General features: G+C 46.2%; 10 protein-coding genes. 5 read left to right on the top strand and 5 right to left on the bottom strand.

All coding sequences use genetic code 11. The features are described from left to right. Positions 1–43 precede the first annotated feature (43 nt). The 4 genes from F0261_RS11655 (at position 44) to F0261_RS11640 (ending at position 4,381) form a co-directional block, all read left to right on the top strand. Positions 44–691: a TetR/AcrR family transcriptional regulator gene (locus tag F0261_RS11655; protein WP_014975467.1), complete on the top strand. Its 648-nt coding sequence runs from the start codon at positions 44–46 to the stop codon at positions 689–691. Between the two features lie 163 nt (positions 692–854). Then, positions 855–1,868 carry an aspartate carbamoyltransferase gene (locus tag F0261_RS11650; RefSeq protein WP_014948009.1) on the top strand — a complete coding sequence of 338 codons (1,014 nt, stop codon included), beginning with the start codon at positions 855–857 and terminating at the stop codon, positions 1,866–1,868. 4 nt (positions 1,869–1,872) lie between these two features. Continuing rightward, positions 1,873–3,153 (top strand): glutamate-1-semialdehyde 2,1-aminomutase, encoded by a 1,281-nt coding sequence (gene hemL / locus F0261_RS11645; protein ID WP_014948008.1) that lies wholly within the window; start codon positions 1,873–1,875, stop codon positions 3,151–3,153. A 154-nt stretch (positions 3,154–3,307) separates the two neighbouring features. Further along, positions 3,308–4,381 (top strand): adenylate/guanylate cyclase domain-containing protein, encoded by a 1,074-nt coding sequence (locus tag F0261_RS11640; RefSeq protein WP_171338036.1) that lies wholly within the window; start codon positions 3,308–3,310, stop codon positions 4,379–4,381. A 28-nt stretch (positions 4,382–4,409) separates the two neighbouring features. Here F0261_RS11640 and F0261_RS11635 read toward each other — a convergent pair whose 3' ends face one another. From F0261_RS11635 to glnK, 4 genes are all read right to left on the bottom strand, one after another. Next, positions 4,410–5,336 carry a Dyp-type peroxidase gene (locus tag F0261_RS11635; protein WP_014948006.1) on the bottom strand — a complete coding sequence of 309 codons (927 nt, stop codon included), beginning with the start codon at positions 5,334–5,336 and terminating at the stop codon, positions 4,410–4,412. A gap of 184 nt (positions 5,337–5,520) precedes the next feature. Further along, the gene (gene ggt, locus F0261_RS11630; RefSeq protein WP_014978102.1) at positions 5,521–7,212 is read right to left on the bottom strand and encodes a gamma-glutamyltransferase; all 1,692 of its coding nucleotides are present in this window, start codon (positions 7,210–7,212) and stop codon (positions 5,521–5,523) included. Between the two features lie 222 nt (positions 7,213–7,434). Next, on the bottom strand, positions 7,435–8,682 hold the full coding sequence (locus F0261_RS11625) for an ammonium transporter (RefSeq protein ID WP_014948004.1): 1,248 nt from the start codon (positions 8,680–8,682) through the stop codon (positions 7,435–7,437). Between the two features lie 32 nt (positions 8,683–8,714). Continuing rightward, entirely contained in the window at positions 8,715–9,053 is a 339-nt protein-coding gene (gene glnK, locus F0261_RS11620) for a P-II family nitrogen regulator (protein ID WP_012516988.1), read from the bottom strand. A 242-nt stretch (positions 9,054–9,295) separates the two neighbouring features. Between glnK and F0261_RS11615 the strand changes: the two genes are divergently transcribed. Beyond that, positions 9,296–10,150 (top strand): hypothetical protein, encoded by an 855-nt coding sequence (locus F0261_RS11615; protein WP_014978101.1) that lies wholly within the window; start codon positions 9,296–9,298, stop codon positions 10,148–10,150. A 49-nt stretch (positions 10,151–10,199) separates the two neighbouring features. Here the strand turns inward: F0261_RS11615 and F0261_RS11610 are convergent, their stop codons facing one another. Then, positions 10,200–10,919: an AraC family transcriptional regulator gene (locus F0261_RS11610; protein WP_014978100.1), complete on the bottom strand. Its 720-nt coding sequence runs from the start codon at positions 10,917–10,919 to the stop codon at positions 10,200–10,202. Between the last annotated feature and the right edge of the window lie 253 nt (positions 10,920–11,172).

Below are 11,172 nucleotides of genomic sequence, written 5' to 3'. Positions count from 1 at the left end.
CCAGTTTGATATTTAAATATTCGTCAATACAGTGAGAACGAACGTGGCTACCACTCGAAAGCAAGGCCGACCTAAGAGCGAAGAGAAATACCATCTTATATTGCATGCAGCGTCCTGCCTGTTCTTAAAAGAGGGATTTGCCAACACATCTATGGACACTGTTGCTAAGGCCTCTGGTGTGTCTAAACAAACGGTCTATTCTCATTTCGAAGGAAAAGATGCTCTTTTTAAAGCGGCAATCTCATCGAAATGCAGATCATACCAACTCGACACCCAGCAACTTATCGACGCCACTTCAGGCTCACTCTCACTATTAGAATGTTTACGAAAAGTTGGCTGTCAGTTTGTGCGACTATTACAAGATCCTGAAGCCATTGCTATCTTTCGAGTAATTATAGCTGAAGCGGTAAATAGCCCTCATGTGGCAACACTTTTTTATCAGGCTGGCCCCGAAGCTTCCCTATCTACATTGAGTGATGTCATAGAGAAGTTCGGAGAAGGTAGCTTAAGCCGTGATATCGCCCAACAGCTGGCCGTTGACTATTGCGCCCTGCTTAAGGGGGAATATCACACCATGATGCTGTGCGGCATACAGTCTCCGCTTCAAGACGAAGCGATCACAGCCCACGTAAATAGCGCGGCTGAAAAGATCCTTTTACTCTTTACCCACTATACTCAGCAACACAATTAGCCGACATCTGTGCAAATGCACACTGGCATTTTGATTTGTGGAAAGCCTTTTTCAATAAAACGCCAAACTGAGAAAAACGTAAGGCAAGATTAACGTTGCGCTAATGACTTAACCCCAGCGGTATTATAAACTAGCGCCGTTTTCGTTGATGATTGAGAAGCGCATGTCTGACTTTACCGGTAACCACATTCTTTCGGTTAATCAATTCGATCGCGAGGCCATTGAGAAAGTGTTCTCAGTTGCCAATTCCATGCAACCCTATGCCAAACGACAAAAGCGCACAACCGTGCTAGATGGCGCCATTCTCGGTAACCTTTTCTTTGAGCCAAGTACCCGTACGCGAGTTAGCTTTGGTACTGCATTCAACCTTTTAGGTGGTGAAGTTAGAGAAACCACCGGCATGTCGAGCTCTGCGCTGGCTAAAGGTGAATCATTGTACGACACAGCCCGTGTGCTGAGCGGCTATTCCGACATTATTGCAATGCGACATCCTGCGGCGGGTTCAGTGGCAGAATTTGCCGAAGGTAGTCGTGTACCTGTAATCAACGGTGGTGATGGTGCAAACGAACACCCAACCCAAGCACTGTTGGACTTGTTCACGATTAAACGTGAACTGGAATACAATGGCCACGGCATTGACGGCTTACACATCGCCATGATTGGTGATTTGCGCTACGGCCGAACAGTACACTCTTTATCTCGCTTGTTATGTTTGTTTAAAAACATTCGCTTTACGCTCATTTCGCCAAAAGAGCTGGCCATGCCTCAGCCCATCATAGACGCCATCGAAAATGCGGGGCACCAGCTTACGATTACCGATACCCTTGAAGGGAATATGGATGCGGACATATGCTATCAAACACGCATTCAGGAAGAGCGCTTTCCTTCTCAAGAAGAAGCCAACAAATACCGAGGTAAGTTCCGCCTTAATCAGTCGATTTACACGAAGCACTTTCAGTCGAAGACCGTTATCATGCATCCACTTCCACGAGATTCACGTATGGAAGCCAACGAATTAGATAACGATCTAAACCTCAATCCAAACCTCGCCATTTTTAGACAAACCGACAATGGTGTACTTGTCAGAATGGCATTGTTTGCGCTTACTCTGGGTGTAGAAAACCTTCTCACTAAGTACGAGCGTGACGTTGTTTGGTACAGCAATAAGAGTAAGTAATTACATGCAAAAATCTGAAGCCCTATTTACCCGCGCCCAAAAAACCATTCCTGGTGGCGTAAATTCACCCGTTCGCGCTTTTAAAGCGGTAGGCGGTACACCTCGCTTCATCACGAAAGCTGATGGCGCTTACATGTGGGATGCGGATGGTAAGCAATATATTGACTATATCCAGTCTTGGGGCCCTATGGTTCTAGGTCACAATAACGCCCAAATTCGCGAAGCGGTTATTGAAGCGTCATATAACGGCCTGTCTTTCGGTGCACCTACCGAAGCTGAAGTGATCATGGCTGAGTTGGTTAGCGAACTGGTCCCATCTATGGAAATGGTACGCATGGTGAACTCTGGTACAGAGGCCACCATGTCAGCTATTCGCCTGGCTCGCGGCTACACGAGCAGAAACAAAATTGTTAAGTTTGAAGGCTGCTACCACGGGCACGCCGACTCTCTGCTAGTGAAAGCGGGCTCAGGGGCGCTAACCTTAGGTGTACCAAGTTCACCAGGTGTTCCAGCAAATGTTGCTGAGCATACGCTTACCGTTGAATACAACAATCTAGATAGCGTAAAAGAAATCTTCGAAGCCCATGGCGATGATATTGCGTGCATTATCGTTGAACCTGTCGCAGGTAACATGAACTGCATCCCTCCTGTGGAAGGCTTCCTTGAAGGACTTCGCGCTATTTGTGACCAATATGGCAGCGTATTGATTTTTGATGAAGTAATGACAGGCTTCCGCGTATCTCGCGGCGGGGCGCAAGAGCGTTATAACATCAAACCAGACTTGACTTGCTTGGGTAAAGTCATTGGCGGCGGCATGCCAGTGGGCTGTTTTGGTGGCCGTCGTGACATTATTACTCACATAGCACCGACAGGGCCAATTTACCAAGCGGGTACGCTTTCTGGTAACCCAGTAGCAATGGCTGCAGGTCTTGCTGCTTTAACGCAAATAAAGCAGCCTGGACTTTACGATTCAATTTTCGAAAATACGCAAACGCTAGTGGATGGTTTCCAAGCCCTTGCTGACAAACACAATATTAGTCTAACTACTAATATTGCCGGCAGTATGTTTGGGATATTCTTTACTGACGTAGAGAAAGTCACGAACTACAAGCAAGCAATTAACTGTAATACCGAGCAATTCAACAAATTCTATCACGGTATGCTAGAGCAAGGCGTTTACTTAGCACCTGCATCTTATGAAGCGGGCTTTGTTTCTAAAGCGCATGACGCTGCAGTCATTGAGCAAACCCTTGCTGCAGCAGATAAAGTGTTCTCAACGCTTTAAGTTAATTCCTTTCTGGTAATTTTTGCACTAATACGCCCACCGTGGCGTGTTAGTGCCTCTTCTTCATTGCTTCTCTTATACGTAACGCTTGAATTCCTCGCGGGCTAGATTATTAGCCTTCATTTAAAAGCAGTTTATAGGTGTGGTGTTATCAATGGATTGGCAGTTTGGCGCTATTTGCGCGCTTTTTCTCTACAGTGTCGCTATCACAATTTTGCACGTAAGGCGCAGCCGTCGGTTTGCATACAAAGCTAGCCAATTTAAACGTCGGCGTCATGTCTCCACCACTGTCGCAAAAAACGACGATGAAACGCACTTTCACACAGCTGCCGATGAGGCCCTAAGGCTTACACAAACCTTTCAAAAATTCATTCCAAAGCAGTTTGTGGAGCACATGTCGAATTCTGACGTAGACGCGCTGGGTCTTGGCTATGCGGCTGAAAACGACGTTGCGATTATGTTTTGCGATATCAGAGGCTTTACCGGTTTTTCTGAACGTATTACGCCACAAGAGTTGATGAACTTTCTTAATTCTTATTTCACCAGAATGAACGATCCTATTCATCAAAACCACGGTTTTATTGATAAGTTCATGGGCGACGCCATTATGGCGCTGTTCGATCATCGCGAAGGTTCTTCACAACAAAAAGCTATGGATGCGGTTAATGCTGCGCTCGACTTACGCAAAGCGCTGACAATATATAACGGCCATAGAAAGAACAGTAACTACGAACCAATTAATATGGGAATAGGTATCCACTTTGGCCCTGTTATTATGGGTACGGTGGGTTCAGAAGATAGGATGGATACCACCGTCATTGGCGATAGCGTAAACATTGCTTCTCGCTTAGAAGCTTTAACCCCCAAATACGAGGCGGATATTATCGTCAGTGCCCAAGTTCTTCAGACCATAGGGTCTGGCTTCCCAATTAAAACCCGCTTGCTTGACTGGGTAAGAGTGAAAGGACGAAAAGCGCCAATTGAAATATACGAGGTGTTAAGCCACCTTTCAGAGAGTGAGCAGGAAAAGAAGTTGGCGGTTCAGACCAAGATTGCCGCAGGTATCGCATGCCGTATAAATAAGCAGTGGGACGAGGCCATTTCTTTTTTTGAGACCGCTGTCGCTATGAGCCCAAACGACTCGCTAGCGCATCATCACATAGATGTTTGTCGAATTTACAGAAGCGTCGATTTTAAGGAGGATTGGGATGGTGCGCTAGTTTACTAATCCCAATGGCCATAAGCGACGGTTAAATTTAGGACTCAGATAACTTAGCCTGCTGGCGAATAAAATTAATGGATGGCGCGAAAAACGCAGCACCTGTTTCAGCACTGGTAAAGTCCAGCCATCTGTCATAATCGCCTTCACCGTTGCCGTATATTTGGCTGTGGAGCATCTGTTTAAATGGCCGCGCACTGGCACTACAGCTTACAAAGAATAAGCCTTGAGAGGCCATATCACCGTATGGCATGCCTTGCTTAATTAGCCTTGGTTCGTCTCCATCGGGCGCAACAGTGCTTGCCCTAACACAATGCGAAGATTCAGACTGTTCGCTACTTACCAAATTGTGTTCTTGCGTGGTGCCCATCACCTGTTCTTGCTGACGGCTTGAAAGACTATTCCAGCGCCTTAAATCATGGCGATAGCGTTGTATGTGAACATAGCTGCCACCGCTAAAATCAGGGTCATCTTCGCCAATAATGCCGACTTGTCTCCGTTTCATGCCACGTGGATTATCGGCGCCATAGAGAAAACCATTGAGGTCACGGCCATCTAAGTACCTAAACCCTCTTATTTGCTCTACCAGTTCTACATGAATACGCAACAAATCCATCACTTCAATGCCAACAGCATGGCAAATATCCAGCCTATCAGCGCGAATTTGAATGAAGAGATCGCAAGGCATGGTGGGGGCACTTCTATCATCACACTGCATATCAGGAAAAGGGGCAAGCTCAACAGGTATCAAACCGGGGTATACCTCAGCCCAGTAACCGGTGCCAATAGCGACAACGCCGGTTACCATGGCTTCGTAGTGCTCATTCTCAAAATGCTCGAATATATCCAGCACGCGAGATAGTTTGGCGCGTACGGCTTGGCTATCGTCATCAATGACGTTCAGTAATAAATACTGTGCATGTAAATTTGGCTCAGCGCAGAGGCCTTTTTGTGGTTGTGTCATTGCCGCTCTTGTTGTTATTAACGCCTTGTTCTGACGTCTCGCTGCTGGCGAACATTCGCCGCGCTTTGTTGTGCGAACCTTATCGTAAAGTGTAGCGGCTGCTTCAAACTTTGAAACCCTTTAAAGCGAAGCAGCAAACGGGGGAACAAATTAACTCCGCCGCCTATTATTTACACTAGTGTGCTTAATAGCCCGCGGCTTGTCCATCTTTTCGCGTTTCTGAAGCGCCAAAATAGACACCTTTCTGCTCGTCCCAAGCGATGGCCTGATAGCCACCGAACGCGCCTACCACGCGTTGAAGCTTATGCCCCCGCTCCATGAGCTCTCGCTGAACGGTTTCACTGAACCCTGATTCTAAGCTCACATAGCCACCATCAGTCATCAACGCGCCCGTTGGGCTACTCGACCCACTGTGCAGTATGCGTGGAGCATCACCCGCTTCCTGCAAATTCATTCCAAAGTCGAGAATGTTTACAATAATTTGTGCATGCATTTGAGGCTGAGTTCCACCTCCCATCACGCCAAAGCTCATTACTGGCTTACCGTTTCTTGTTACAAAAGCCGGGATAATGGTGTGAAATGGACGCTTTCCCGGGCGATATTCATTAAAGTGCCCTTCTTCAAGCGTGAACATCTCACCTCTATTTTGAAGAATAAAACCTAGCCCTGGAGGTGTCATGCCTGAGCCCATTCCGCGGTAGTTACTTTGAATTAAGGAGACCATATTGCCCTCTTTATCAGCAACGGTCAGATAAATGGTATCTCCTTCATAAATACCCGCATCAACGCGATTCGCTGCGCGTTCATTATCTATTAGCTTCTGGCGCTTAGCGGCATACTCTTTCGAAATTAGCCAGTCGACTGGAATATCGTTGAAGTCTGGATCCGCATAGAACTTAGCGCGATCTTCAAAGGCGAGCTTCTTGGCTTCCACAAAGGTATGGATGTAGTCTGCTGAGTTAAACCCCATTCCATCGATATCATAGTGCTCAAGCACATTGAGAATCTGTAGTGCCGCTATGCCTTGTCCGTTGGGCGGAAGTTCCCACACATCATACCCGCGATAGTTAGCAGAGACGGGCTCTACCCACTCCGAGGTATGTGATGACAAATCCTGGTATGACAAAAAGCCGCCTTGAGACTTCATGTAAGCATCGATAGTGCGTGCGATATCGCCCTTATAAAAAGCATCTCGCCCGCCTGTTGCAATCTTTTCATAGGTCACGGCTAAGCCAGGGTTTTTAAAAACATCGCCTTTTAGCGGAACTTTCCCGTCGATAAGAAAAGTCTCTGCAAAGCCTTCATAGTGACCAATTCGCTCTTGATTCATCTCCCAGTAATAGGCAATGACTTCTGAAACAGGAAACCCCTCACGGGCATATTTGATAGATGGCGTAAGCAGCGCAGACATGGGCAGCTTGCCAAATTTTTCGTGTAGTGCAAACCAGCCATCTACAGCGCCAGGGACGGAAACGGGTAGCGGACCAAATTTTGGAATTTGATGCAAACCACGCTCGGCAAACACCGCTTTGGTTAACTGTCTGGGCGAACGGCCAGAAGCGTTTAAACCGACTAGCTTCTCTTCTTTTGCATCCCACACAATGGCAAATAGGTCGCCGCCAATACCGCTGCCTGTAGGCTCAACTAAGCCTAGCATGGCATTGGCTGCAATAGCTGCATCAACTGCACTGCCGCCTTGTTTTAAAATATCCAACGCCACTTGCGTAGCTAATGGTTGGCTTGTTGCTGCCATGCCGTTCTTTGCAATAACTTCTGAGCGACTTGCAAAGGGATGCCCCGTTATTCTGTCGTAGCCCAAACAGCTGATACTAAAGAAAGCCAGTATCAAAGGTAGAAGTCGCACACTTGCAATCATAACCGTCCTTTTACTAAAACGTTGCCGATAATAAATCTAGCGTTAGTCTATCGATTCATAGTGTAGCGTTATTGTCACATTACGCCTAGGCTCTTTTCCTAAGCCCAGTAATGGTCATAAAACACATTGCATGAAACGAAAAAAGCCCCGCATTAGCGGGGCTTAAACGAAGTAATAAGGCATTATTGTTATTGTTGTTTCGTTTGCCTAATCGAGACTCTCTTACGAACGGCTGCTTGTGAAGTCTGGGTATGCTTCCAGACCACATTCGCTCATGTCTACGCCGTCGAATTCTTCTTCTTCGCTCACACGTACACCCATAACCGCTTTAATTACTAGCCATACCACTAGGCTCACTACGAATACCCATACAAAGATAGTCGCTGCACCAATTAGCTGACCAGAGATGCTTGAACCATCGTTAGTGAAAGGTACAAGGATAAGACCTAGAAGACCAACCACGCCGTGAACTGAAATTGCGCCCACTGGATCGTCAATCTTAAGCTTGTCTAGTGCAACAATGCTAAGCACTACTAAAATACCACCAAGGCCGCCGAACAGCGTAGCTTGTAGTGGTGTAGGTGTTGAAGGCTCTGCTGTAATAGCTACAAGACCGGCTAGCGCACCGTTAAGTACCATAGTTAGGTCAGCCTTACCGAATAGAATGCGTGCTACGATAAGTGCAGCAATTGCACCACCAGCAGCTGCAGCATTTGTGTTCATAAATACAATCGCTACTGAGTTTGCACTTTCAACAGTTGCAGTAGCCAGTACTGAACCGCCGTTGAAGCCAAACCAACCCATCCACAGGATAAATGTACCTAAAGTTGCAAGCGGTAAGTTTGCACCTGGAATCGCGTTTACTTTACCGTCAGCGGTGTATTTACCCTTACGAGCACCAAGCACAAGAACACCAGCAAGAGCAGCAGCTGCACCAGCCATGTGAACAATACCTGAGCCTGCAAAGTCAGAGAAACCAAGGTCGCCAAGCGTATACATACCGAATACTGCTTCGCCGCCCCATGTCCAAGCACCTTCCATTGGATAGATGAAGCCCGTCATAACAACTGCGAACGCTAGGAATGCCCAAAGCTTCATACGCTCAGCTACCGCACCAGATACGATAGACATTGCTGTTGCAACAAATACTACTTGGAAGAAGAAGTCAGCAGAAGGTGCATATGTTGCTGGCTCTTCAGCGACACCTGTTGCGCCATCAGCCATGATACCGCTTAGGAATGGACCCCAGTCGCCGCCACCGTACATAATGCCGTAACCGCAAATCATGTACATAGTGCAAGCGATAGCGAATAGCGCCACGTTTTTAGTTAGAATTTCTGTGGTGTTTTTCGCTCGAACAAGACCAGCTTCAAGCATCGCAAAACCTGCAGCCATCCACATAACTAGTGCACCGCAGATTAGAAAATAAAAGGTATCTAGCGCATACCCAAGTTCAAAAGTGATTTCCATTATGGTTTTCTCCGCAAATATATCGTTGTGGCTTACAGCGCGTCGCTATCCGACTCACCAGTTCGAATACGAACGGCGTGTTCAAGGTCGTAAACAAACACCTTGCCGTCTCCAATTTTGCCTGTTTTAGCAGCGCCAACGATGGCTTCTACCAGGCGCTCTACTTGATCATCCTGAACAGCAATTTCCAGTTTGACTTTAGGTAGAAAATCCACCTGATATTCCGCTCCGCGGTAAAGTTCAGTGTGTCCTTTTTGACGTCCAAAGCCCTTCACTTCGGTCACGGTCAAACCGTCGATACCGATTTCTGAAATGGCTTCACGAACATCATCTAGCTTGAACGGCTTGATGATCGCTGTGACTAGTTTCATGAGTTGCTCCCAGTTTGTTTTGGTTATTCTGTGATTTATGGTCGTGTTTCCAATTATGGGAAGATAAACCAAGAGCCATGCCACAAATGATTAACCAAATAAATCAAACACATACAAGCAAACGCTTCATGAACGCACAAAAATAATGCACACTAATGGTGCACTGTTAAAAATTTGCCCAATTTTGAAGCGGCAAGAGGTTGCGGTAAGGTGAGAGGACTAAAAAGTGCGATGAAATTAGGATGGAACTATTCGATAGGGCCCATGGTCTGTTGTTTACTATGACGACTATCACCCCATCTTTCTTTGCGCCTGAGCGCAGCATTGAACACCATTCCGTTGCAAAGAAAACGGCGTGGCGCCCACTATTAATTTCGGGCTGTGCACATGTGTTTGGGGTCATCGTAGTGGTCATACTTTCTCAAATGGGCATCAACAACCAAAAAGCACGAGTAAATGTTTTGGAGCGAACGCCGGAGATAAGCGCCAGACTGTACTATCCCCCCGTTCCACGCCCTCCTGCCCAAGCTAAACCACAAGAAACTAAACCAATCGATGTTTCCCCTAAAAGGCAAGAAATTGAGTTGAAGCCTGACGCAACCAAAGCGACTGAAGCACTTGATAGTAAGAATGAAATTGTAGAAAGCCCTGCGTCCAAGCAGCAGAAAAATGCTGATCCCGATAAACAGCAGGTACCCGTTGAAAGTAAGCCGACTAATACACTGCCGTCGCCCACTTTATCAAAAGACGCAAATCGGCGCGCAGGCTCGTTGAATCTGTCGGTAAAAGATGGCGCAGCCCTCTATTTTGAAAAGTATCACAGTGACAAAGTCGCTGAAGACGCAGAACAAGCAGCAAAAGCATTTCAAGAGCGTAAAAATAGTCCTGTACTTAGCGGGCCAAGCACACAGCAAATACAAGCTAATGAAAATCGACGCCCTTCAAAACGCGTAAACTGTAGCAGTACGACCAATAAAACTTTGGCGATATTGAGTGGGATTGCTGGTGGAACCTTAGAATGCACCAAAATGGACGACCACAAACGTTTTATAGAAGCCAGAGTCAATAAACTTCCTAAAGACGAAGAGATTAACTAGTTGTCTCTATCAACGATTTACCGTCATGTGAGGTAAGCCCTTATTACAGTCACTTTCTTTTGAAAAACTTAGGGGGTCGCCCGAAATACGCTTTGAACCGCCGACTGAATGCTGCAACATCTTCATACCCTGTTAGCTGAGCTATACCCAACATTGGTGTATCGGTGTTTCTAAGTAGTGCTTTGGCCTTTTCCATTCTCACTTTTACAAGGTAATCTCGTAAACTATGCCCGGTGGCTTCTTTAAAGCGTGTTTTGAATTGCGTTGTTCCCATGCAGGCTATCCGTGCTAACTCCACCTGTGTAAAGCCTCGGGCAAGGTCGCGATGAATATGGCTTAATACAGGAGTCATTCGCTTATCCATACCACATCCTTTCAAGGATGTTTCTAGCAAGGTTAAAAATAGCGCCAGTATTTCTTCATGGCCTTGGTCAGCAAACTGGCTAATTTGAATCTCTACAAACGATAAAAACGCCTGTAATGCTGACGTTACCTGAAATATCGGGTGCAACCTGTCATTTAAATTAACTGGCACATACTCCAAGTCCGCCACAATAAATTTTGACAGTTCGTTAGCGCTAAAATAATGGACCTCATTCGGCGCTATGCATACGCCTTCGCCTACGCCTACTCGCCCGCTAAAATTATCGATTTCTATCAAGATATGTCCGTTGATGGGCAGCACTAACTGAAAGTAGTTGTGTTTATGGCGGCACGTTTGCTTCGTATATGAGCGTACGGATAGCGATGGAATTGGGCTGTCAGTCATTTTATTGCTCCCAACAGTCCATAATAGGTAGTACTGATCTTTTGCCTAACTCACCGTTTATTTGCATCTATTTCCTTGCTGTTAACTCAGTACTCTCTGCCGTTAGATTAAGCACTTTTATTCATTTTGTCACAAATACGTGCAATATTTGATACGCCTAGGAAGGCGTCGAACACTACGTTTAAGGAATAAATATACATTTAAAATAAAGACAAAAACGGAAAATAAATGAATATAAACTTTCGTCAAATAG

Origin of the sequence: Alteromonas sp. 07-89-2, assembly GCF_013113925.1 — a bacterium.
GTDB lineage: Bacteria > Pseudomonadota > Gammaproteobacteria > Enterobacterales > Alteromonadaceae > Alteromonas > Alteromonas macleodii.
The sequence above is the reverse complement of the archived record's forward strand: the minus strand, read 5'-3'. Positions and strand labels throughout refer to the sequence as shown.

Bases quoted from the DNA above. Each gene is read 5' to 3' on its own strand.
- hemL (WP_014948008.1), top strand. From the start codon at position 1,873: ATGCAAAAATCTGAAGCCCTATTTACCCGCGCCCAAAAAACCATTCCT.
- glnK (WP_012516988.1), bottom strand. From the start codon at position 9,053: ATGAAACTAGTCACAGCGATCATCAAGCCGTTCAAGCTAGATGATGTT.
- F0261_RS11625 (WP_014948004.1), bottom strand. From the start codon at position 8,682: ATGGAAATCACTTTTGAACTTGGGTATGCGCTAGATACCTTTTATTTT.
- F0261_RS11610 (WP_014978100.1), bottom strand. From the start codon at position 10,919: ATGACTGACAGCCCAATTCCATCGCTATCCGTACGCTCATATACGAAG.
- ggt (WP_014978102.1), bottom strand. From the start codon at position 7,212: ATGATTGCAAGTGTGCGACTTCTACCTTTGATACTGGCTTTCTTTAGT.
- F0261_RS11635 (WP_014948006.1), bottom strand. From the start codon at position 5,336: ATGACACAACCACAAAAAGGCCTCTGCGCTGAGCCAAATTTACATGCA.
- F0261_RS11615 (WP_014978101.1), top strand. From the start codon at position 9,296: ATGGAACTATTCGATAGGGCCCATGGTCTGTTGTTTACTATGACGACT.
- F0261_RS11650 (WP_014948009.1), top strand. From the start codon at position 855: ATGTCTGACTTTACCGGTAACCACATTCTTTCGGTTAATCAATTCGAT.
- F0261_RS11640 (WP_171338036.1), top strand. From the start codon at position 3,308: ATGGATTGGCAGTTTGGCGCTATTTGCGCGCTTTTTCTCTACAGTGTC.